Consider the following 23,376-nt stretch of genomic DNA (forward strand, 5'->3'; position numbering starts at 1 on the left):
GACAAAGACTATCTGGTGAACACTCCCATAAGTTGTGTTTAAAGCTTGGCCAAAGCGCAACATTCCACGATCAGAATTTGAGAGGCTACTGTGGCACCATCTGCTGTTCTTATTCATGTCCCTGACGTTCAAGCTGGATTGGCGTGGTATCAAAAAGCCTTTCCACAAGCGATGCCCGTTTTTCTCCATGAATTTGATTTCACTATTCTCGATATGCAGGGCTTTTCTATTGAAATCGTGCAGGCGGATGAGAAAGTGAGCACAGGGAAAAGTGGTTCAGTGTTGTATTGGCGGGTCTCTGATTTTGAAGAGACGTTGGCACATTTCTTATCGCTTGGGGCCAAACTCTATCGTGGTCCGCTCAATATTGAGAGCGGAATGGTGATGTGTCAGGTCGAAGACCCATTTGGCAACTTAATCGGCCTGCGGGGAATGAGCTAACGTTTTCAGCACATCAACCCCTCTCGCACTCACTCCATGTACTCAGCCAACACGCCCCGCAACGCCCCTTTATTGGTTTTGCTGATCTTCTGCATCAGCGCAAAACTCGGGTCGCAGACACCGCGCTCGCGCAGGTCGTTCACCATCAACATCCACAGACTGGCGGTCATTTGTGAGTCGGCTAACGCGCGGTGAAAAGTGCCGTCATTTTCAATCTGTTTGAAGCGCACCAAATCGCCCAGTTTGTGGGTGGGCGCGTTTTGAATCAGGCGGCGGGCAATCAACATTGAGCAGGCAAACTGACCGGGATAGCGCGCGCCGATGCGGTCAAATTCGGCATCCAGAAAGCGTTTATCGAACGACGCGTTGTGTGCAACTAACGGGGTGTCGCCGATGAAGTGAGCGAACTCGGCCATCACCTCTTCACAACTGGGCGCGGCACGCAGCATGGTGTTGGTGATGCCAGTGTAGCCTTCAATAAACCCGCTAACGCGAAAGCCCGGATTCATCAACTGTTGAAACGTGCCGGCGACCTGACCGTCGATGAGTTTCACCGCACCGATTTCAATCGCGCGATCGCCCATGTTGGGTGAAAGTCCGGTGGTTTCAAAGTCGAGAACAATAACGGAGTGAGCGGGATGGTGCATAACAAAGCCCTGATAAACGTAAAGGGCGAGTATACGCCGATTGCTTGGCAAAGGCATAACACATCGCCGTGAACGTGGGATCGCTCAGAGATGTCCGGCGATGCGTTCAAACCAGTCTGGTAGGATTTGGTTGTACCAAGTGACGTATTTATTCAGCATGGGGTTGCGGCGCTGGTGCAGCAGTGTCACGACTTCGGTGACCAGCCACGCTTTGCTGAGCAAAATGTGGCGTGCCAGTGCGGTGGCATCCATATCCGGGTTGAAACGGGTGTAGCGCTGCGCAAGTGTGGAGTAGGCCGATATTTCACCCATGCCGGGAATCAGCGGGGCGAGATCGATCGCGATGTGGCCGTGGCCGAAACGTTCCCAGTCAAACAGCACCCAGTCGCCATTGGTACGTTTGCCCCAATTGCCGCTGTTGGTATCACCGGAAATGATTTGCTCGGTATCAAACAACGTATGGCTGCGTACCTGACACTGGCGCAGCAGTTCAGAGCTGCACTCTGGCAATGACAGCAGCGCCAGAGTTTGATCTGTCTGCTCCTGAGACCAGCTATGACGTTTGAGTGGGGTTGGGGAAGGGATATCGGTGCGGTGCAGTTTGGCGATTTGCGCGAGGCCGATGTCGCAGCTGTGGAATTCGTCCAGTGCTACAGGATGTGGAATTCGTTCAATGACGAGCCGATCTAGCTTTGCGCTGAGTAGATCGGGGATGTGAATACCTGCCGCGCGCAGAAGCGGTGCAGTGTGCTGATAAAATGCCAGCTCAACCGCGCTGGGCGAAGTTTTAACAATGGCATCCAAGCCGTTCCAGCGTGTGCGCTGCACGCTGGAAGCACCCATTTGTGCCATCTCCGCTCTGTGAGATCTGTTCTCTGGCGGTGCCATCCTATTCGCTTTGACACCACACCTGACGCGTTACCACGGGCTCAAAGCCGACCGACAGGCAGTTGCGAGCGCTGGTGCTCTCTGGCATCACATCGGTTAAGAGCAGCGTGGCGCCGTGTTCAATCGCATCATGAATGCGGGCATGAAGCAGCGCGGTTTGGCAGCCGTTGCCGCGTGCCGTCTCCTGTGTGAACGCATTGGCGAGTGTGGCGACGTCATCATCAAGATACGTGGTTGCCCACGCGCAAGGCGTATCGCCCTGATAGGCGACAAAGCAGCGAAACGCATCACTGCAATACAGGTGGCGTTTGGCTTGCCAAATCTCATTGCTGCAACGCAGGCCGGAGGTTTTCAGCAGCGCCAGAAAGTCATCGGCGCGCTCTGATGTCCAGCGCTCCCCGCGCACCACAGGGTGATAATCACTGGAGTGGTAATCGCGGCTGCGCAATTGCAAAAACTGGTGATCAAACTCGCGCTGGAAGCCGTTGTCACTCATCCAGTTTTCGAGCGTCACGCTGTCGGCCGCTGGCGCAACGCTGATCTCCGGTGCGGGGCCGTTGGCATACAGCTCAAGCGCAGCGGCGAGCTGGCTGACGCTGCATTCTGCCTGAATCAGTAACTGGTTATCGTAGCGGCGGGTCGGGTCGATATACGCCTGATAAACACCGGCGTTGAGTACGCGCAGCTCACTCGGTGCATCGGTGGACAGCGTGCGCGCGTTATTAAACTGAAAGTAGCGCGCAAAGGCGCGGATGTGTGTGGGGGATGTGTGGGTCATAAGCCTGCTTGTGGTTCGTTATTCGGCGGCATTGAACGTGCGTGGACGCTCAACCTGATAAGTGCTCAGCGCGCTTTTCACCTGCTCTTCCACGGTGGTGTCTCTGAACAGGAAATAACTCGGCGCGATGATGGTGGTGCTGGATTGAATCTGCACCTCAAAAATGTTTTTGATCGGGAAGCGTTCGTCAGCCAGTTCACGCAGCGCGCCAATGTAGTCGCTCCATTCGGTATCGTCCGGGCGCACAATGCGCGCTTTGCCGCCGAGTTTGTAGCCGCGCTGCTCAAACACATCAATCATTGAGACGCACACGTTGGGGTTGGCGAGAATGTTCTGCTCGCTGACGGGCGAGGCGATATTGGCGATCAGCAGACGTTCGTCATCCCACAACGTAAAAATCTCTTTGGGTGACACATTGGGAACGAGGCTATGACTGACGGTGGCCAGCCAGCACAGCACGCTGCTTTCGCAGTAGGTATTGAGGTCCATCTTCATCGTTTTCTTCCTGAACTCGTGTATGACGCCGGGCATCAGTTATCCGACTGGTTGCTTATCTTTACAACTTGTTCACCGAGAATCAATGCTGAACAGAAAATGCGCGAAAGCGCTATCAAACTGCATAAAAAATAACAATTTCCGCTAGAGATCAGGCAAGGCTTGCGGTAGTATCGCCGACCTTTTTCGCACCAGAGTAGGAGTAAGCAGATGTACATAGGGTTTGACTACGGCACGGCCAACTGTTCGGTGGCCAGCATGCAGGATGAGACTCCGGTGCTGATCCCTCTTGAGCGCGACAGTCTTTATATTCCGTCGACACTGGCGGCGCCAACCCGTGATTCGGTGTCGGAGCACCTGTTCCGCCATCGCCAGATCTCGCCGGCGGATGCGCTGGGCGAGCAACTTCTGCGCCGTTCGGTGGCGGCCAACCGCGATGAAGACATCGACCTGCAATTTGATGACGTGGTGTTTGGTCAGGCGGCGCTCGATCTCTACCTGTCGGACCCGCATGAGGTCTATTACGTCAAATCGCCGAAATCGTTTTTGGGCGCGATGGGGTTGCACGATATTCAGCTGAGTTTCTTTGAAGATCTGGTGTGCGCCATGATGGCCAACATCAAAGCTCAGGCGGAAGCGCGCTCGAATGCAGTGATTGATGATGCGGTGATTGGTCGTCCGGTCAACTTCCATGGCCGTGGCGGGGAAGATTCCAACCGACAGGCAGAAAACATTCTGCGCCGCGCGGCGACACGTGCCGGATTCCGCCACCTTGAGTTTCAGTTTGAGCCGGTAGCCGCCGGGCTGGAATATGAAGCGACCTTAAACGAAGACAAAACCGTATTGGTGGTCGATATCGGCGGTGGTACCACCGACTGCTCATTGATTCAGATGGGGCCATCGTGGCGCGGCAAAGCGGATCGAACCCAAAGCCTGATTGCGCACACGGGTCAGCGCGTGGGCGGTAACGATCTTGATATTCATCTCGCGTTTAAACAACTGATGACGCCGTTTGGTTTTGGCAGCCAGACTCAAAGCGGGCTGGAAATGCCGATCACGCAGTTCTGGAATCCGATTGCGATTAACGATGTCAGCGCACAGGCCAAGTTTTTCGCCCGTGAAAACCTGGCGGATCTAAAGCGCTTGCACAAAGAAGCGCGTGAGCCGGAGAAACTGGCGCGTTTGCTGGCGGTGTATCACGACACGCTTGGCTACAGCCTGGTGAAGAAAGCCGAAGAAGCGAAGATTGCGCTGTCGGAATCGGCGCAGGTGACGGCGCAAGTGAAGGTGCTGTCGGAGCTGCTGGAGGTCGATATTCAACGCGAAGCGATGATTGAAGCGATTGATGCACCAAAAACTAAGATGATTGAACTGGTGACGGAAGCGGTGACGCTGGGCGGCGTGACGCCGGATGTGATCTTCATGACTGGCGGCAGCGCGCGCTCACCGATTTTGCGCGCCGGGGTTGAGCAGGCGTTGCCCAATGTACCCGTGGTGAGTGGCAACTACTTTGGCTCGGTCACCGCCGGCCTGGCGCGCTGGGCGCAGGTCTGTTTTCGCTGATGCTGAAAAGCCTTCTTCGGAAGGCTTTTTTATGTCGCTTTGGCTCGTGATTGGCCGCAGAATCTCGTAACATAGCCGCATCTTCCCTTCTGTTTGGTGCGAAAACGACCATGACAAAGACCCGCATTCTGATCTCCGATTCTACCGACCCGTGGTTTAACCTCGCGGTGGAAGACACCATTTTCCGTTCCATGCCTGCTGACCAACGCGTGCTGTTTTTGTGGCGCAATGCCGACACGGTGGTGATTGGCCGCGCGCAAAACCCGTGGCGCGAGTGTAAAACCGACCGCATGGAACAGGACAAGGTAAAGCTGGCGCGTCGCCAAACGGGCGGCGGCGCGGTGTTCCACGATTTGGGCAACACCAATTTCACCTTTATGGCGGGGAAACCGGAATACGACAAAGAAGTCTCGACCAACATCGTGCTGGCTGGGCTGAAAAAGCTGGGTATTGACGGTGTGGCCAATGGCCGCAACGACTTGGTGCTGGAAGATGCGAATGGCATTCGCAAGTTTTCGGGGTCTGCGTATCGCGAAACGCTGGATCGCGGTTTTCACCACGGCACGCTGCTGCTGAGCGCCGATCTCAGCCGTCTGGCGGATTACCTCAATCCGGACATCAAAAAGCTGCAAGCCAAAGGCATCACCTCGGTGAAATCGCGGGTGATCAACCTCAACACGGTAAAAGCCGATATTGAACACCAAGCGGTGTGCGAGGTGATCATGCAGGCCTATTGCGAGCACTACCAGCAGGAGGTGGAGCCGGAATTTATCTCGCCGCAGTCGTTTTTGGATTTACCGGGCTTTGAGCAGAAATTTGCGCTGCAAAGCAGTTGGGACTGGAACTTTGGCCAAACGCCACCGTTCACCCACAACATGGATGAGCGCTTTGGCTGGGGCGGGGTGGATGTGTATCTGGACGTGGAACGCGGCGCGATTGTGCAGGCGACCATTTTCAGCGACATGCTCGAACCGTACCCGATGGAGCAACTGGCACAGCGCCTTGGCGGTCTGGCCTACAACAAAATCGCGATTGAACCTTGCCTGGCTGAACTGATGAGCGAGCTGCCGCAATATCAGGCGCAGCTGGAGGATTTTCAGCACTGGTTTATCGGCCAGATTGACTGAGTAAAATCGCCGCGTTTCGCGGCGAAAAGCGGGTTCCTTTTCTATAATCAGGAAGGGGAAAGGACATGCGGAGGCTAGTATGACCATGGAAACCCGCTTAGATCATTATTTACGCGACCATCATATTCCATACCAAAGAGTGGTGCACCGCCACAGCAACAGTTCGCTGCACAGTGCCCACACCGCTGCCATTCAGCCTATGCATCTGGCGAAAGGCGTGGTACTGGAAGATCATGATGGTAAACACTTAATGGCCATTCTGCCGGCAAACGCTAAAGTGAGTTTGCGGGTGTTGAATGACGAATATCAGGCCAAATATCATCTGGTGAAAGAGCGCGATATCTATCAGATGTTTGATGACTGCGACCGCGGTGCAGTGCCGCCGATGGGGATGCCTTATCACATGAACATGGTGTGCGATCAGTCGCTGACTGAACTCGACCACGTGTACTTGGAATCCGGCGACCACGAAACGTTGATCCGTCTGGATCGCAATGCGTTTAATCAGCTCATCGGCCACAGCCGCTGCCTGCGTTTTGGCAGTGAAATCTTCCATTAAAGTGACGCACGCAAAACCGGGCTTAAGGCCCGGTTTTTCTTTGCCTGAAATGGGGTCATGAGAGTGAGATCTGCACCACTCTCTGCGTTGCCAAAGCGGCTTCGGGGCTGGTGATAGGGTATACTGGCGCCTTTGCCGTTAATCTGGAATGAGCCTGAATATGGACATCAGCTATCGCCAGCTCAAAGCCTTTATCGCGCTGGCTGAAGAGCAGAATTTCACTTACGCCGCCGACAAAGTGCACATTACCCAATCGGCGCTGAGTCAGATGATGAAAAAGCTGGCGCAGCAGCTATCGTGTGAGTTGTATGAACGCAAAGGGCGCAAGATTGTGCTGACGGATGCCGGCCATCATCTCTATCAGGAAGCGCGGTTTATCGTCAATCGCCTGGATAAACTGGTGCAGGAAAACCGCGATCGCCAGCATGGCTATAACAAGTCGCTGGTGGTTTCATCGCTCTACACACTGTGTGCTTCGCTGGCACCGAAAACCCTCAATGACCTCAAAAAACGCTACCCGGATTTTACTTTTCGGCTGATTGAAGAGCGGGTGGACGACATCACCCACTCGGTGTTGGAAGGACGTGCGGATATTGGTATCAATACCAATCCCAATCATCCCGATCTGAACTTCGATCTGCTGTTTCGTGATTATCTCTGTTTTGTCTGCCGCGCCGATCATCCGCTGGCGGAGCAGAGCGAAATTAGCTGGGAGCAGGCGCATCAATACGCCACCATTGGCGTCAGTCCGGGCAACAGTTTACGCACATTGGCCGATGAAGCGTTCTCTCGGGTCGGGTTGACCTACGATCCTGAGTTCAGCGCCTCGCACACCTCGACGCTGCTGGGCATGATCTCCAGTGGACTGGGTTCGACCATTCTCTCGTCGACGATTGCCGGGTTAAACCAGAGTGACGCGATTCGTTTTATTCCGATTGTGCAGCCGGTGCAATTTCGACTGGTGGGACTTATCACGCGCAAAGACACGCAGAGGGCATTGGTGGATGAGTTTGCGCTGATCCTGAAAAAGCATGTCAGCGAATCGACGTTGTGGGAAGCAGGGATTGGGGTGAGTGAGCCTCAGTAAGAGGCTCACAACATCCGTTGATGATTTGGCTTACATCGGGCCGACTGGCAGCCCGGTCAGCATGTACAGCAGGAAGAAACCGCCCCACACACCGAACAGCACCAGCGCGTACGGCACCATCATCGCAAGGAACGTCCCGAACTTCACCTCTGGGTTGTATTTGGCGATCAGCGCCAGCACCATCGGAATATACGGGTTGGTCGGCGAGATGATGTTGGTGGTGGAATCGGCAATACGATAGCCCATCTGCGTCACTTGCGGATCGACGCCGAGCAACATAAACAGAGGAATAAACACCGGTGCCATAATGGCCCACTGCGCCGAGCCGCTGAAGACGATCATATTCATCAGGCCGGCCAGAATCATAAACACCGCCATCATGGCCAGCTTGGGCATCTCGACTGAAGACAGCCATTCTGCGCCGTTCACCGCGATGAAGATCGCCAGATTGGACCATTTGAACCAGGCAATAAACTGGGCAATCACAAACACCAGCACGATGTAACCGCCCACGCCTTTCAGCGCTTTGGCCATCAGTTCCGGCACATCACTTGCCTGTTTGATGGTGCCCGCTTTCACGCCATACACCACCGCATTCATGATGAAAAACGCCATGATGATTGGGATGATGCCGCTCAGAAACGGGGATGGCACCAGGCTTCCATCAGCGTTGCGCAGCGGTGAATCGCTTGGCCAGATGACGGCCAGCAGCAAACCGATAAACAGCAGTGACGCAATGCCCGACCATTTCAGCGCGGTTTTTTGTTGCGCGGTGATGGTGAAAGATTGCTGGCTTGCCGATTCGTGCGCCACCATTCTGTGGGCAAAGCGTGGTTCAATGTATTTGTCGGTCAACAGGGTGCCTGTCACGACCAGAATCGGCACTGAGATCAGCATGAAGTACCAGTTCGCCGCCGGGCTGACTTCCACATGTTCCACAATGTTGGACGCTTCGGTTGTGATGCCTGACAACAGTACGTCGGTTCCGGCAATAAACAGGTTGGCGGTAAAGCCAGCCGCGACGGCCACGAAACCGGCGGCGATGCCGACAATCGGGTTGCGGTTGGTCGCGGCGAAAATCAGACCGGCCAATGGCGGAACCAGAATAAACGCAGCGTCAGAGGCCAGATTGCCGATGATGCCGGTCAGGAAAATGGAGGCCGTTACAAACTGGCGCGGCGCATTGAGCAGCGAGTGTTTGATGGCGCTGTCCGCCAGACCGACTTCCTGCAGTAAACCCACCGCCAGCATCATACACAGTACCAGCCCCAGCGGTTTGAACGAGACGAAGTTGTTGACGGTGGACTTGAGGATATACACCAGCCCTTCGCCACTGAGCAGATTCTTCACGTGTACCAGTTCGCCCGTGGCCGGGTGCGTGACACCACCACCGCCAATAGCAAGCAACCAGGAGAGCACCATGACGCCCAGGCAAAGGAAAATAAACAGATAAAACGGATGGGGCACTTTGTCCCCGAATCGCTCAATGCGATCGATCATCGACGCGCGTGGCGCCGCTTTTTGTGCAAGTACGGTCGACATTGTCAGTACACTCCTTGTGTAAAGAGGGGACTCACTTCCCCTCATGCGGTGTTAGTGTTTTTCAATCAGATGGATGAAATAGGCAGCACCAATGGGCAGTAAATTATCATTAAAATCATAGGCTTTATTGTGCAGGCCTACGCTGCAGGTGCCGTTTTCGCCCGCGCCGTTGCCCAGAAAGCCGTAGCAGCCCGGAACCTGGTTGAGGAAAAAGGCGAAATCTTCGCTGGTCAGTTTGGCTTCGCAGCTCGGGTTGACGTTCTCTGCCCCAACGGTTTTTTGCGCCGCCAGAATGGCTTGATCCGTTTCCGCTTGGGTATTGACCGTTGGCGGATGCGAGACAGGGCCGAGTTTGAATTCTGCGCTCATGCCGTGCGCTTTGGCGCTGTGTTCCACCAGTTGCGCCAGACGTTCCACCAGGCTGTCGCGGGTCGCTTGGTTGAGCGTGCGGAAGGTGCCGCTCATGTGCGCCTGATCGGCGATTGCGTTAGTGGTTTCGCCGCAATGCAGCTGAGTCACTGAGACAACAAGCGGATCAAACGGGTCGTAGCTGCGGCTCACCATTCCCTGAATGCCCTGATAAATATGAGTCGCGACCAAGAGTGGGTCCTGAGTCAGATGCGGCAGACCAGCATGGCCGCTTTGGCCGTTGATGGTGACAAACAGGCGATCTGAACTTGCCATGATAGGCCCGGTTTTAAACGCAAACTGGCCAGCCGGAATGCCCGGCATGTTGTGCAGCGCGTAACAGGCATCAATCGGGTAACGTTCAAGCAGTCCATCACCAATCATGGTTGCAGCACCGCCACGGCCTTCTTCCGCCGGTTGGAAAATCAGGACCACTTGGCCGCTGAACTGGCGAGAATCGGCCAGATAACGCGCCGCCAGCAGCAGCATGCTGGTGTGGCCGTCATGGCCGCAGGCGTGCATTTTTCCGTCGTGGCATGACCGATGCGCGAAGGTGTTCTCTTCATGGATCGGCAGCGCGTCCATATCCGCGCGCAGGCCAATAGAAGGGCCATCACCCAGAGCGCCGTTGATGATACCGACGACACCGGTTTTACCGAAATCAGTACACACTTCATCCACGCCGTAGCTGTGTAGCTCTGAAACCACCAATGCCTGAGTGTGGTTCTCTTCGAATCCCAGCTCCGGATGTTGGTGAATGGCGTGACGAATACTAATAGCTTCTGGAATCCAAGGTTTTAAAACATCAATAATGTTCATACAGCTCCCCTTTGTTTGATAGGGATTTAACACTATTGAAACAATCGGAACAAACCGGATTTCTACTCATACTATTAGCAACGCTAATAGTTGGGGGTAACACAGGTGGAAATAAAAAACCGGGCGAGAGTGCCCGGTTTGCTGGAGTCAGGATTCGTCAGGGTAATCTTTCTGACGGCCGCGCTGTTCGGCTTTGGCTTTCCAGTGCTCTTGCTGATCGTACGCTTCGTCGCACAGATCAATGGTAAAGCCCATGTCGCGTACCTCTTTGAGAGTGAGGTTGTCGGCAAGATGGGTCACCTGACCGGATTTATTACGGAGTTCCATGGTGCCTCCTTCGGCTGTGTTCTGAGCTAGGGTTTGAACAACAACACAGTAAGTATAGGAGACTCTCCGCGCTAACGGACCAAAGCCGTCACGCGCGCACACACCGCTTCGGCCAATTGGTGACTGGCGAGGTTGCGGGCGATGATGTCGCTGGCGAGTTTGCCGCTCTGCACCACATTCAGCCAGTCGCCAATCATGTCGGCAAAGCCTTTGCTGGTCAGCATCGGCGTCCAGTCTTTGAGGGCCAGTGTGGATTCCTGATTGGCGTGCCAGCGTTTACCTTCGACAAACGAGTCAAACTCATAGGCGTCATTGACAAATTGGGCGCTGATGCGCTCACCCGTTTTGCCAAATTGACGGTTCATCGATGCGTGCAGCAGTGTGTCGCCGTGCTGCCATTGCACATCAATCCGGGCCAATTGATTGCCCGCCATCTGATGGGTGATGTACACATCATTCAGGTCGGCTTTGGCGAACAGGTTGACGCTGTCGAGCGGGTGAATGAAATCATCGAACAGGAAAGTGCGGATTTCACCGGTCAAATCGTAGCGATGTTTCTCCCAGCGCAGACCACGCAGATCGTCGCGAGTACCGTTTTGCATGCCGCTCAGATGCGCATTGAACAGAGGAATGTGACGGCGGTTAAAACCGACATACAGTGGCTGCTGGTGCTTTTCGGCCACTTCATACAGCTGTTCACAGGCCGCTGCGCTGTCGGCCAATGGCTTATCCACAAACGTCGGAATGCCATGGCTGAGGAAAAAGCTCGCAATTTCCGGATGCACGGCGGTGGCCGCGTGAATCATCACCGCATCTGGCTGGAAATTGAGGACATCGCGATAGTCGCTGCAGGTATCAGCAATACGATACTGGCTCGCCAGAGAAGACAAAGTGTCGGCGTTACGGGTACAGAAAATGAGTTCGACGCCGGGCAGTTGAGTGATGACCGGTAGGTAGGCTTTCTGCGCGATATCGCCCAGGCCGATGATGCCGATTTTCATGAAAGATTCTCTGTTGGTGAAGGATGTGCCAAGGCTAACACGCGACAGAGAATTCGGTAGTGACTCGTGATGAAAATGGGAAGGCGATCCGTGCCTTAGGATGTGACGGTTTAGAACGGACTCTCTTTGTTCAGCTCATTGCAGATTTCAATGATGGCGAGTGACAGTCCGGATTTGATCACCTGCTGTTGGCGTTGCAGCTGCAAGTGGTAAAACTCCAGGTCGACGTCTCCGTCGGGTTCTTCAAGCGGGTTGAATTGAACCATGCCCATTTTTTTGACTAAATTGAGTGCTTGGATAGGTGCGATGATCTTGGGATCAGTAAAGGTGTATTCTGCGCCGTCGCTGTTGAGCTGATTACGCAGTTTGATGATGCTTTCGATGTCGTGGTAAACGGCATCAGGCAGAACACCCAAACCATAAAGCAGTTTTAAACGAACTGAGAGATTGCCGAGCGGTCCGGTATCTTGAAGTAGGGGGCCAACGACAGATTGAACGGCAAAGTTGTCTTTGCGGAAAATACGTTGCATCAGTGCATCAATGGCTTCATTGAATACTTCGACTGTTGCAATGAAGAAACCACGGACAGATGGCGCATCGTTCAGTCGTTCTAGGATCTCGGTCTCGTTAATTTTTTCTGCCATATACTGATCTAAGCTATTTCTTGGGATGGAGGGCAATCTGCCCCCCAATCTAGCTGCACCGTTATAGCTGGTTGTATAGAGACTCAATGGTCTGTACTTCCGCGCTATTTTCGTCAAGACCAGTGTAGTGTGCGACAGTTTTGCGAACACCTTGTTGGTTGAGCGAATCTTGCAACTCTACGGCTTGCGGGTCGCTGTCGTTGGTGTACTTCAGCGCCGCCGCGATGCCTTTTAGTAATGTTTTGTTTTCTGCGCCGTACTCAATAGTGCCGAGTAATGGCTTCACTAGTCTATCGTTAGGACCCAGTTTACGAATTGGCTGGCGTCCTACGCGGTCCACTTCATCCACCAGATAAGGGTTGGCAAAGCGGCCGAGAATTTTTTCGATGTAAGCAGCGTGCTTGTCGGCATCAAAGCCGTAGCGCTGAATCAGCACTGCGCCACTTTCCTGCATGGCTTGTTTCACTTCTGCGCGAATGGCATCGTCTTCAATCGCTTCGCGAATCGTGTTGTGTCCGGCCAGGTTACCCAGATACGCGGTCACACAGTGGCCAGTATTCAGAGTAAACAGTTTGCGTTCCACAAACGCCATCAGGTTGTCTGTGCGTTCCATACCCGGAATGTTCGGGATGTCGCCTTTAAACTGAGTTTCATCCACGATCCACTCGCTGAACGTTTCAACGGTGACCGCCAATGGATCCGTTTCGCCTTCTTCCGCTGGTGGAACGATGCGGTCTACCGCAGAGTCCACGAAGCCAACCAGTTGTTCAACTTTGGCTTTAGCGTCGGCTGAAAGGTGTTCGAATACAGCTTCTTTTAACTGACTGGTACCGCGCACCATATTTTCACACGCGATAATATTCAGTGGTGATGTCACGCCATTGCTGATGCGTTTTTCCAGGCCCTGAGCAAGCGTGCCAGCGATGATTTTCAGGACAGTTGGGCCAACAGCGGTGGTAATGATATCAACTTCAGCAATAGAGTCGACAATCTTTGGGTCTGTTGAGTTGATGGCTGTCACACCTGTGACCGTATCGACTACACAGTGTTCACCTACCACTTTAACAGGGTACTCTTGTCTCTCGCGCAGAGCATTCACAACGACTTCATTAACGTCTGCGAAAGTTACGTGAATATTGGCATCAGCAAGCAGTTTGCCGATAAAACCACGGCCGATATTACCGGCACCGAAATGTAACGCTTTCATAACAGATCTTCCACAAAATAAAGAAATAAAAAATCTAAAAAATAAGGCCAGTCGGGGGTGGACCGGCCTTAGGTTCATCGAGGAGCATGGCTTTAACGCTTAGTTAGCCATTTAGGATTCGAAGAACATCTTCCGGGTTGGTTGTTGTCTTCAAACACTCGACAGCTTCTTCATCATCTAGCGAATTCGTGATGGCAGTAATAACTTGAATGTGTTCATCGCCTTGCGCTGCAATACCGATAACCATTTTCGCTACGTCATCCTCTTCTTCGCCCCACTGAACACCTTCAGGGAATTGGCAGAAGACGATGCCGGTTTTCTTCACGTACTTCTTGGTTTCGATGGTGCCGTGCGGTACGGCGATGGATTCACCCAGGTACGTCGACACTAACTTCTCACGCTCAAGCATGCCGTCGACGTATTCAGGTGCCACATTGCCTAACTTAACCAACTGCTCACCAGCAAACTTGATTACGTCTTCCTTGCTCTTAGGTGCCAAGCCCAAGAAGATGTTTTCATTTGAAAGCTTTAGTGTTCCTGCATTACCAGAGCTTGCGTTTGCTGGTGCTTCAGGCTTTTTTAGTTCGCCCTCTTGAGCCGAAACTAAATCTGCCACCAGGTTGTCGTACAGCGAGTTGTCCAGGAAGTTGGTCAGCGAGATGTGTTTCGCATTGGCTGCGTGCTTACGAGCACGGTCAGTCAGGTCGCGGTGAGTCACTACGATGTCGACATCGCCAGGCAGGTTGTTGATCGCCAGGTTGGTCACGTCGATTTTCAGATTTGCCGCTTCTACTTTCTTGCGCAGCAGGCTTGCACCCATCGCACTTGAACCCATACCTGCGTCACACGCTACGATGATTTTGCGAACGTTTGCCAGGTTGATGTCTGCCGCTGGTGATGCTTGACCTTTCGATGAGGCTTTCATGTCCTGCATCTGGTTGGTCGCTTTTTCCAGAGATTCGTCGTCAGAAGTCTGTTTCTGAGTCTTCAGCAGGAACGATGCGATGGCACAAGATACCGCTGCAGAACAGATTACCGACAGAATAACACCCAGGAATGCTGACTTCGGCGTCATCAGCAATACCGCGAAGATAGAGCCAGGTGATGCTGGAGAAACCAGACCTGAGTTGAACATTACGTTTACGAATACACCCGTCATACCGCCACCGATCATCGCCAGAATCAGGCGAGGGTTCATCAGTACGTATGGGAAGTAGATTTCGTGGATACCACCCAGGAAGTGGATGATTGATGCACCGGCTGCAGATTGTTTCGCGCTGCCTTTACCAAACATCATATATGCCAGCAGAAGACCAAGACCCGGACCTGGGTTTGCTTCAATCAGGAAGAAGATAGATTTACCCATTTCTTCAGATTGCTGGATACCTAGTGGTGAGAAGATACCGTGGTTGATCGCGTTGTTCAGGAACAGAATCTTCGCAGGCTCAACAAAAATTGAAGTCAGAGGAAGGACGCCAGTATCAACCAGTACGTTTACACCTGCTGCCAGAGCGGTAGACAGTGTTTTTACTGCTGGGCCGATGACCAGGTAGGCGATGATCGCACAGATCATACCGATGATGCCCGCTGAGAAGTTGTTAACCAACATCTCAAAGCCGCTCTTCACTTTACCGTGAATAGCTGCGTCGAATTTTTTGATGGCTAAACCGCCTAAAGGACCAGCGATCATTGCACCCATAAACATTGGAATGTCGGTACCAACGATCACACCCATCGTGGTGATGGCACCCACAACCGCGCCGCGGTCGCCGCCGACCATTTTACCGCCGGTATAACCGATCAGCAGTGGCAGCAGGTAGGTAATCATAGGACCAACCATGGAGGCCAGTGTTTCGTTTGGCACCCAACCTGTTGGGATAAATAACGCGGTAATGAAACCCCAAGCGATAAACGCGCCGATGTTCGGCATTACCATGTTAGATAGGAACCGGCCAAAATTTTGTACCTTGACCTTCGCTTCTGGTGATAACATATGTTTTCCCCGTTCGATGTTCTGATGAATTTTGTTGTTGTAACGGTTTCGCTAAAAACCGTTGATTGCTTAGTACACAATCAATTTACCACACAATTTTGACCCGGAACTGGCAACGGGTTTTTCGTGATCAAAGCCTCAAAATTCCCGCCATTCAAATATTTTTTCCGTGATCTACATCTATTCCTGACCATGTAATTTTGCTACAAATTAGTGAATTTACAATTTTCAATAACTTTGTAATGCGTGATGTCACAAATTAAAGATCTTTGAAATTAAATAAAAAGCGACAAGGATCACGTATTGATTCGAATTTTAAACTGGAAAAAATATCAAAGTGATCTACGTCACTCATTGCTATTTATTTCAAAAGTCGAAATAAATAAGTCATAAATCTAATGAGTGATTTGTAACTTAGATACGAAATTTCGACAGCGAACTTACGTAATTTTAGACGATATATTGCAACATGTTGCTTACGTTTTTGCTGCATTTAAAAGTGGGGCTGCGTGAGCGGAGTGCGAAAAAAGTGAGGCGTGCTTTCCAGAAATGGTGTCATTTTTGCTTCACTGCCCCATTCCGGGTCGTGAGTCAGCTTTTTAATTAAAGATGCCCGCTCAGCCTGTCGCATTACCTTGATAAGCGCAGAGTGGAATAGCGAACGTGTCCCGGCGTTGCGTTTTTCGACGCACAATCCGCGAACGATCGTTGCACTATTGACGGGCAAAGCGTGGTGTTGACGAATATCTTGCGGCAGGTTTTTCAGATTCAGTGAATTAAATCGCAGTATCGTTTGACGCATACTGTTAATAAGTTATTGATTTAAAATTAAATGGATTGGGTCAGGGCAATGCTCGTTTATGCTCTGATTCACAAACTGAACAATAAGGATGCAAGTTGCGGAAGAGATAAGCAGCAAACAGTTTAGTCAATAAGCGTTCCTTGCTAGAATTCCGCCACTTTCAAGAATGACAATTAGAATTTGCGCATGAAAGAAAACGTCATTGTTTCGGTTTCGTCTATTCACGGAACACGGCACTTTCATATTGGCAAATGGTTCCGTCACTGTCTTAAAGGCTTCGGCTATGTCCTGCTTGCAGGAGCAGTCGCAGCGGGTGGTGTTATTTACTACCTGGTCGGTGAGGTGGATTTTGCCAAATTGAAACAGCAAGAGCTGGAAAGCCAGTCAACGTCGCTAAATGAAGAAGTTGCCTCGCTTAAAGAGCTTAAAGATAACTTGGAAAACGATCTGCTCGAACGTGAAGAGAAGATGCAGATTGTTTCCGACCGCTTAGGCGATTTGGAGAAAGTCCTGGGTGTGGAAGATTCGGGCGCGGAACTGGAGTCACGTTTGGACACCGCCGCAATCACTTCTTCTGTCAGGATGGTGATGTTAACCCAAATCCCCAGTGGTGCACCTGTTCATAATGCAAGAATTTCGTCAGGATACGGTAAACGTGTCCATCCGGTCACCGGACAGGTGAAATTTCATCGTGGACAGGATTTTGCGGTGAATACTGGCACTCCCGTTTATGCTCCGGCGGACGGGGTAGTGGAAGTCACCCGCGCAAGCAGCAAAGGGTCAGGTAACTTTTTGCGTTTGCAGCATTCGTATGGGTTTACCAGCTCTTATTCGCATTTACAGAAGTTTGCGGTAAAGAGCGGAGACTTCATTCAGAAAGGTGACTTAATTGGTTATTCAGGCAATAGCGGACTGTCTTCTGGCCCGCATTTGCACTATGAAATTCGATTTGTCGGCCGTTCGTTAGATCCCAGACCGTTTGTTGACTGGGGGGTAAATGATTTCGAGTCGATATTCACTAAGGTAAGAGGTATACGATGGGAATCTTTAGTAAACAAAGTCGAGCTCAGAGTCAGCGCTCAGCTACAACTCTCATCGCAAAGGGTTGTTCAATTAGCGGACAACTCCGGGTAGAGAGTAATATGCAGGTTGACGGTCAGATTGATGGTCAGATCCATGTTGAAAAATCTCTGGTGATCAGCGAAAGCGGTATCGTCAGTGGTGAAATCTACGCTGAACACGTGATCGTCAACGGCGAGTTTGAAGGAACCTGCCACGCCGACAAGATTGAGATTCTGAGCAAAGGCCGTGTGAATGGCAGTATTTACAGCGATGATCTCAGCATCGAGCAGGGCGGACGCTTTAATGGTGTCACTCATCCGGCAGCGCACACCAAAGTCGCTGAACTGGTGGAAATCAGTGAGATGAAAATGGTCGCTGAAGGCTAAGTTTCCTCAACGTCCCGAAGACAAAAAGCCCCGCAATGCGGGGCTTTGTCGTTTGTCAGTAATCGGATTACTGTTTGTCCTGATCAAAATCGCCGTGGAAATGGGCGTGATCCGAATGGCTGTGCGCCGCTTTCAGTTTTTCACCAATACGCAGTTTCTGCGCCGCTGGTTGGGCACTCATGCTACGCAGCATCGGTTGTTCACTGTCCGCTTGTGCCGGGAAGAGCGGGTTGCTCATGGCGTAATACGTGGTGACGTAAGCCAGTGCTTGAGTGTTCACCCACAGCGCCTGTTGGCTGATGTTGTTGAGATCGTCACACGCCTGGTGGTAACAAACGTCGTAGGCGACATCAATGTCCCCGCCAAATTGCTCTACTTCTTCTGCGGTTTTGGTTTGTTCTGCTCCGGTGAACAGGCCACCAAACGCCACGCCCCAATCCGCAAAGCCTGCGTAATCAGAGCGTTTCGACAGTGCCTGAGGAACCGTCGCGCTGTCTTTTGACGTGAAGAATTCGTTGAAGATGGATTCGATGTCTGAAGTGCCGTAAGGCGGTTCAAAATCACCAGTGTAGGCGTTGTCCGGGCTGTCTTTGGTATCGGACAAGTCGCCATCCATGACGCCGTAGATGTAGTTCGGAGAGCCAATCATGTCGAAGTTGAGATACAGCTTCACTTTGTTGAGCTTGTTGTATCGAGCATCGACCAACTCCAGTTGCGCTTCCGTCAATTGCGCCGGGTCGCTGATGCCCAGCTCATCCATGATTTGCTGCTGCGCTTTGTCGTACAGCGGGGCAAACAGTTCATTGGTGTAGTATTCCGAGCCCACTAAGCCTGCTTCCTCTGCTGCCCACCAGGCAAAGCGGACGCGGTTTTTCACCGGCACTTTCAAATCAGCCAGCTTCACTGCGTATTCCAGCAGGCCAGCGGTGCCTGAGCCGTTATCGTTGATCCCCGGACCTTCCGGTACGGAGTCGAGGTGCGCGCCGAGCATGACCACATTGTTCGGGTTGCCGCCGCGGGTTTCGGCGATGACGTTTTGCGTCACCACCATTTCATCTTTGACATCAATGTTCAGCACGGCCGGAACCGAGGCAGACTGAGCGGCCTGATACCAGCTTTCACCTAACTCAAAGCGAACTCCGAAAGCCGGAATGGTGGCGGAGGTGTCACTGCCGAGGGTGCCGTTCACGACGCCTTTACGACCCTCATCATTGCCTTGGTTGAAAATAATGGCCGCAATCGCGCCTGCATTCTGCGCGTTGACGACTTTGTCACTAAAGCTACACGAACCGCGTTGAATGACCGCGATTTTGCCGGCGATGGCTTTGCCTTCGAAATCGGAAGCTTCACAGCCATCGCTGCTGTCGTAGGTGTCAGAATCAAAGTTGAAATCAGGAGTGACAAACACCAGTTCTCCGCTCAGTTCACCGTTTGAACCACCAGAGTATGACATTGCTGCGTAGTCCGGTTCCGTGCCTTCAGGTGCGCTACGTGTGCTGACCAGTTCATTGCCGTTAACATTCAGATGAGTATTGGCCAGCTCTTCCCAGGCGCGGAAATCAAACTCCTGAGTGGTCACCTTATAGCCGTGCTCTTTCATGGTGGCGATAATGTATTCCACCGATTCCTGATAACCCTGGCTGCCCGCCGCGCGGGTAATACCGCTGTTGTCACTGGTTGGAGATGCTAAACCCTCAAGAGTCTGAAGGTGATCCACCACATCGCTTTGCTGGATTCGTTTGGCGACCTGTTGCGCGACCCAACGAGGATCGTCGAGAAAACACCCGGTCAATAGCGTTGCACTGACTGCGGTTGCGATCAGCGTTTTTGTTGTTGTCATGCGTACTTGCATCTGTAACTCCTTGTGTAAGAGATCCAGACTATTCTTTGCCAGCCATTGGGTTAATGAAATGTTAATTAATGCATCTTGGTGCATAATGTGAACTGATATCAAATAATGATGATGCAATGAATTAATTATTCGCAAGACCAATGAGTGGATGTCACGAAATCCACAGGATTAGTAACGTTCTGATAAATAATAAAAATATTAATTGAGGTGACCAAATTTGTGGCACAAAAAAGCCCTGCATGAAGCAGGGCTCGAAAAGATACGCTAGCGAATGCTTAGAAACCTTTGATGTTCTCAGCTTCCAGCTCAGTGAAGTATTTTACCGTCTTCACTTTCAGTTCTTGCGTTGCTGGTTCGTCACATACGATCACCGCTTTTGGATGCAGTTGCAATGCAGATACTGTCCACAGGTGGTTTACACAACCTTCGACTGCCGCTTCCAAAGCTTGAGCTTTGTTGTGGCCAGTGACCAGAATCATCACTTCTTGTGCATCCAGCAGAGTGCCCACACCGATAGTCAGCGCGTATTTTGGCACTTGGCTGATGTCACCATCAAAGAAACGAGAGTTTGCGATACGAGTATCGTGAGTCAGTGTTTTGATACGAGTACGTGAAGCCAGTGAAGACGCTGGTTCGTTGAATGCGATGTGACCGTCGTTACCCACGCCGCCCATGAACAGGTGGATTTTGCCGAAGGCTTTGATTTTCTCTTCGTACTGACGGCACTCTTCATCGTGATCACCAGTGTTGCCGTTCAGCAGGTTGATGTTCTGATCTTGAATATCAACGTGGTTGAAGAAGTTGTTGTACATGAATGAACGGTAAGATTCTGGGTGGTCAGCTGGCAGGCCAACGTATTCATCCATGTTGAATGTCACAACGTGTTTGAAGCTCACTTTGCCTTCATTGTACAGCTCGATCAGTGCTTTGTAAGTTGTCAGAGGTGTACCACCAGTTGGAAGGCCAAGCACAAAAGGACGGTCCGCAGTTGGCTTAAAGTCGTTAATGCGTTTTGCAATGTGTGCTGCAGCCCATTTACCTACTTGTGCCGCGTTGTTTAATGGAATCAGTCTCATTTGTAGCCCCTAATGTGATAATTCGTGATTCGGATAATCGTTAATTCGCATTATAAAATAAGTTTAGGTAGTCAGCCATTGTTTTGGGTCAAATTTTTCAACATTCTTTTTCTTTTCGTTGCAATGATCGCATAAATGGCCATTTTGAGGCGAAAAATTCGGCACTCAGGCTGACTAAACCCTGTTAAGCATAGTCAAAAATGACAAAAAATTTATTTATAAAATTAAGTGATAATTTGATGTGTTTCGTGTTGCAGATTGGCGAAGCGAGGGTTCGTTATCCATACTTGAACTGAATGATGAAAAAGGAGCTGTGCATATGAAAAATGAACTTGATCCTGCCAAAATTTTGCATGCATACGAAGTGGTTATGGAGCATGGCACACCCACGGAGTTCGGTAAGATTTATGAAGGCATCGAAGCGTTTTCCGACTATGACGGCTACAACGTCTACATGCGGGGGAATGGCGTCGAACTGAAGGTCGGATTCCACAATACCTACCATCTGGAGTATGACCAGGAGCATCTGCGTGACAGCTTTCTGAAGAAAGTCGCCATGCTGGCTAAATAGTGTGCAGGGCGATAAGGAAAGTCCCAAAACAAAGCCCTAGGCGAATATCGCACTAGGGCTTTGGGAGAAAGATTCGATCAGAGCAAGCGCTTAGTGGCGCAATGAATCGATGAGGTATTTCAGCACCGGCTCGGGTTCAATGCCTTTATCATCAAAGCGATGTTTTGGCTTGACCAGCCAGCCGCGTTCCACCAGTTCATCAATCAAATCCAGATAGGTGTGGCTGCATTTGCCGACCAGCAGGTTGTCGATGTTACGTTTCTGCGCTTGCTGCAAGGTGTGCAGGAATCCTTCCAGATACAAATGATCTTTAGTAAAGCCGCCCCCGCGGTAAACGCGCGTGGTGGTGACAAATGCGCTGTCACGATCGAGGCCAAACTCATCCACAAGAAAATCAAAGGTCTGGTAGAAGTTTTGCTCTTTGAGCATAGAATCTACGGCCAGCACGCGGGTCGCAAGTGTCTGTAAGCGATCGTGTGACATATAGCCCGCTTTATACTCCGCCAGAATCGCTAACCCCTCCTGAGATTCAGTAGAACCCGGCAGACCGATGGAGAACACTTTCAGTGGCTGCATGCGCGCGTTGAACGTGGTCGCCATATGCACGCCAAGTTCGTGCTGAATCAGACGCTGCACTTCCGCGTGCGAGTAGGTCACTTTGCTGTTGAGATAGAGCGTCGGTGGCTTTTTCCCGCTCACCATGGCACGCGCCGCGAGGGAGGACGTCGGCGTCACATTACATGCCATACCCCACTCTTTGGCTTTGTTGGCCATGATCACCGCCGCTTCATCGGCGGTGTAGAACGGGCCTTTTTCTTCTGGCAACGTTTTGGCGTACAGCAGAAAGCGGGCGTTGTCGATAGCCGTTGTACTCGGACGTCCATAAAAGCGCAGCGAGTTATAGAGGAATTTCTCCTGACCAATGCTGGTCAGCAGGTCGATTTTCTCACTCAGCTTGTTGACCATCGAGCTGTAAAGCTGCTTAAGATCCGGATCCGTAATTGACTCAATCGGTAACTGGAACAGCTTATGTTTGAACTCGTTGGCGTGGATCGGTAACTGTTTGTAACGAAAATCCGGCTTAAAGCGACTCGGCGCAGCATCGAAACGCTTACGCTCAGCGTTAATATTGCTCGGGTTGACGTATTTGAGCGTTTCCACTTTTTGCGTCAGCTTGGCTAACGCTTTATCAATCGCCAGCACGTTCGGCTCAATCGACGAGCTGAGCATGTTGGCTTTGGTGATTCGGCGGCGGTTGTGACGACGCTGGAAATAGGCACTGGTTTGGCTGAACGCCTCTTTGAAGCCGCTTTTGAGTGCATCCATCACCAGCGGATAAACGGTGCCGTCCGCCTCTTCCATGAATACTTTTTTGACTTCCGTTGGCAGCACCAGTGTGCGGTCAAAATGCGCGTTGGTGTGCGCAATCAGATAGCCACGGCCTTCAAACACCGCGTTCATGGCTGTCTGGTTTTCAATATGGGGCAACTGAATCTTGCCCAGCTCAGTACAGAAACGTTTGACCACCGCGCCCCAGCGCTGCATGTCGATCTGCGCAGTACCGACGTTAAATACGGGCGTTGGCTGCGACAGTGACTGGTAGTTGTAGGCGTAGAGATCGAACACGATCACCATGCCGAACATCGATTCCAGTTTGCGAATCAGAGCTTCGTAGAGCTGATAAAACAGGCCGTGTTTGAGATGGCTGGCAGAGCGTTGCTTGTCGTTGAGCGGTTTTTTCCATGCCGATTTGTAGCGGGTGCTCAGCGTGCGAGCGCGGTTGAGATCGTACTCAAAGCGTGAATCGAGTCCCCACAGCGTAATGGGCTGAGATGCGATGAGTTGGTCGGTCAACGGGGCTTCTTCGAGGCGGCGCTCGGCTTTGGAAAGCTGACACTGTTTTTGCAGGTCATCGCGCAGACGGCTACCCGCGTGAATAGCGGTACAGACGACAGGCAGGTATTGTTCAATTTTGATAAAACAACCAGCGGCTTCGAGTTCGCCGGAGAAAGGTTGCCCCCGCTGAATCAGCGAGAGCATCTCTTCTAGAGAATAAACTTTGGAAATTGGGTTGGCCATGCGTGACCCTATTAGAAGACGG

The 23,376-nt window shown here is 51.7% G+C and carries 23 protein-coding genes; 8 read left to right on the forward strand and 15 right to left on the reverse strand.

The genetic code is table 11. The features are described 5' to 3' along the window. Window positions 1-90 precede the first annotated feature (90 nt). Window positions 91-441 (forward strand): VOC family protein, encoded by a 351-nt coding sequence (locus DYA43_RS18045; protein ID WP_055453485.1) that lies wholly within the window; start codon window positions 91-93, stop codon window positions 439-441. A 29-nt stretch (window positions 442-470) separates the two neighbouring features. Here the strand turns inward: DYA43_RS18045 and DYA43_RS18050 are convergent, their stop codons facing one another. The 4 genes from DYA43_RS18050 to DYA43_RS18065 form a co-directional block, all read right to left on the reverse strand. Beyond that, window positions 471-1,088: a 3'-5' exonuclease gene (locus tag DYA43_RS18050; RefSeq protein ID WP_061055314.1), complete on the reverse strand. Its 618-nt coding sequence runs from the start codon at window positions 1,086-1,088 to the stop codon at window positions 471-473. Between the two features lie 84 nt (window positions 1,089-1,172). Beyond that, window positions 1,173-1,940 carry a phosphotransferase gene (locus DYA43_RS18055; protein WP_081094680.1) on the reverse strand — a complete coding sequence of 256 codons (768 nt, stop codon included), beginning with the start codon at window positions 1,938-1,940 and terminating at the stop codon, window positions 1,173-1,175. A gap of 37 nt (window positions 1,941-1,977) precedes the next feature. Further along, window positions 1,978-2,754 carry a GNAT family N-acetyltransferase gene (locus DYA43_RS18060; protein ID WP_061055316.1) on the reverse strand — a complete coding sequence of 259 codons (777 nt, stop codon included), beginning with the start codon at window positions 2,752-2,754 and terminating at the stop codon, window positions 1,978-1,980. Window positions 2,755-2,772: 18 nt separating this feature from the next. Then, window positions 2,773-3,249: a pyridoxamine 5'-phosphate oxidase family protein gene (locus tag DYA43_RS18065; protein ID WP_061055317.1), complete on the reverse strand. Its 477-nt coding sequence runs from the start codon at window positions 3,247-3,249 to the stop codon at window positions 2,773-2,775. Between the two features lie 210 nt (window positions 3,250-3,459). Here DYA43_RS18065 and yegD point away from each other — a divergent pair, with 210 nt between their 5' ends. The 4 genes from yegD (at window position 3,460) to DYA43_RS18085 (ending at window position 7,585) form a co-directional block, all read left to right on the forward strand. Next, the gene (gene yegD, locus DYA43_RS18070) at window positions 3,460-4,812 is read left to right on the forward strand and encodes a molecular chaperone (protein WP_024374747.1); all 1,353 of its coding nucleotides are present in this window, start codon (window positions 3,460-3,462) and stop codon (window positions 4,810-4,812) included. A gap of 110 nt (window positions 4,813-4,922) precedes the next feature. Further along, window positions 4,923-5,939 carry a lipoate--protein ligase gene (gene lplA / locus DYA43_RS18075; RefSeq protein ID WP_024374748.1) on the forward strand — a complete coding sequence of 339 codons (1,017 nt, stop codon included), beginning with the start codon at window positions 4,923-4,925 and terminating at the stop codon, window positions 5,937-5,939. Window positions 5,940-6,018: 79 nt separating this feature from the next. Continuing rightward, entirely contained in the window at window positions 6,019-6,498 is a 480-nt protein-coding gene (locus DYA43_RS18080) for an aminoacyl-tRNA deacylase (protein ID WP_020328782.1), read from the forward strand. Window positions 6,499-6,658: 160 nt separating this feature from the next. Continuing rightward, complete coding sequence (locus DYA43_RS18085) at window positions 6,659-7,585, forward strand: LysR family transcriptional regulator (protein WP_020328783.1); 927 nt, start codon at window positions 6,659-6,661, stop codon at window positions 7,583-7,585. Between the two features lie 30 nt (window positions 7,586-7,615). Here DYA43_RS18085 and DYA43_RS18090 read toward each other — a convergent pair whose 3' ends face one another. The 8 genes from DYA43_RS18090 to DYA43_RS22925 form a co-directional block, all read right to left on the reverse strand. Then, window positions 7,616-9,127 carry an AbgT family transporter gene (locus DYA43_RS18090; protein WP_061055318.1) on the reverse strand — a complete coding sequence of 504 codons (1,512 nt, stop codon included), beginning with the start codon at window positions 9,125-9,127 and terminating at the stop codon, window positions 7,616-7,618. Window positions 9,128-9,178: 51 nt separating this feature from the next. Then, window positions 9,179-10,354, reverse strand: a complete 1,176-nt coding sequence (locus DYA43_RS18095; protein WP_061055319.1) for a M20 aminoacylase family protein — start codon at window positions 10,352-10,354, stop codon at window positions 9,179-9,181. A 147-nt stretch (window positions 10,355-10,501) separates the two neighbouring features. Further along, entirely contained in the window at window positions 10,502-10,681 is a 180-nt protein-coding gene (locus tag DYA43_RS18100; RefSeq protein ID WP_020328787.1) for a hypothetical protein, read from the reverse strand. Window positions 10,682-10,752: 71 nt separating this feature from the next. Beyond that, entirely contained in the window at window positions 10,753-11,682 is a 930-nt protein-coding gene (locus DYA43_RS18105) for a Gfo/Idh/MocA family protein (RefSeq protein WP_020328788.1), read from the reverse strand. Between the two features lie 110 nt (window positions 11,683-11,792). Beyond that, window positions 11,793-12,326 carry an MltR family transcriptional regulator gene (locus tag DYA43_RS18110; protein ID WP_020328789.1) on the reverse strand — a complete coding sequence of 178 codons (534 nt, stop codon included), beginning with the start codon at window positions 12,324-12,326 and terminating at the stop codon, window positions 11,793-11,795. Between the two features lie 61 nt (window positions 12,327-12,387). After that, a complete protein-coding gene (locus DYA43_RS18115) occupies window positions 12,388-13,533 on the reverse strand; it encodes a mannitol-1-phosphate 5-dehydrogenase (protein ID WP_061055320.1) in 1,146 nt (381 codons plus the stop codon). Window positions 13,534-13,636: 103 nt separating this feature from the next. Continuing rightward, entirely contained in the window at window positions 13,637-15,526 is a 1,890-nt protein-coding gene (locus DYA43_RS18120; protein ID WP_020328791.1) for a PTS mannitol transporter subunit IICBA, read from the reverse strand. Between the two features lie 493 nt (window positions 15,527-16,019). After that, window positions 16,020-16,328 carry a hypothetical protein gene (locus DYA43_RS22925; RefSeq protein ID WP_123946139.1) on the reverse strand — a complete coding sequence of 103 codons (309 nt, stop codon included), beginning with the start codon at window positions 16,326-16,328 and terminating at the stop codon, window positions 16,020-16,022. A gap of 186 nt (window positions 16,329-16,514) precedes the next feature. Between DYA43_RS22925 and DYA43_RS18125 the strand changes: the two genes are divergently transcribed. After that, window positions 16,515-17,462, forward strand: a complete 948-nt coding sequence (locus DYA43_RS18125; protein ID WP_024375415.1) for a M23 family metallopeptidase — start codon at window positions 16,515-16,517, stop codon at window positions 17,460-17,462. Window positions 17,463-17,470: 8 nt separating this feature from the next. Next, window positions 17,471-17,776, forward strand: coding sequence for a bactofilin family protein (locus DYA43_RS18130; protein WP_020328794.1), 306 nt, complete (start codon window positions 17,471-17,473; stop codon window positions 17,774-17,776). 67 nt (window positions 17,777-17,843) lie between these two features. Here the strand turns inward: DYA43_RS18130 and DYA43_RS18135 are convergent, their stop codons facing one another. Both DYA43_RS18135 and nagB read right to left on the reverse strand, forming a co-directional pair. Continuing rightward, window positions 17,844-19,628, reverse strand: coding sequence for a M20/M25/M40 family metallo-hydrolase (locus DYA43_RS18135; protein ID WP_061055321.1), 1,785 nt, complete (start codon window positions 19,626-19,628; stop codon window positions 17,844-17,846). Between the two features lie 275 nt (window positions 19,629-19,903). Beyond that, a complete protein-coding gene (nagB, locus tag DYA43_RS18140; RefSeq protein WP_020328796.1) occupies window positions 19,904-20,704 on the reverse strand; it encodes a glucosamine-6-phosphate deaminase in 801 nt (266 codons plus the stop codon). A gap of 319 nt (window positions 20,705-21,023) precedes the next feature. On the opposite strand from nagB, the gene DYA43_RS18145 reads away from it, so the two are divergent. Next, complete coding sequence (locus DYA43_RS18145) at window positions 21,024-21,275, forward strand: DUF3081 domain-containing protein (RefSeq protein ID WP_020328798.1); 252 nt, start codon at window positions 21,024-21,026, stop codon at window positions 21,273-21,275. Window positions 21,276-21,365: 90 nt separating this feature from the next. Here the strand turns inward: DYA43_RS18145 and DYA43_RS18150 are convergent, their stop codons facing one another. After that, window positions 21,366-23,354: a flavohemoglobin expression-modulating QEGLA motif protein gene (locus tag DYA43_RS18150; RefSeq protein ID WP_062789285.1), complete on the reverse strand. Its 1,989-nt coding sequence runs from the start codon at window positions 23,352-23,354 to the stop codon at window positions 21,366-21,368. Window positions 23,355-23,376 lie beyond the last annotated feature (22 nt).

This window comes from Vibrio fluvialis, from assembly GCF_900460245.1.
Classification (GTDB): Bacteria; Pseudomonadota; Gammaproteobacteria; order Enterobacterales; family Vibrionaceae; genus Vibrio; species Vibrio fluvialis.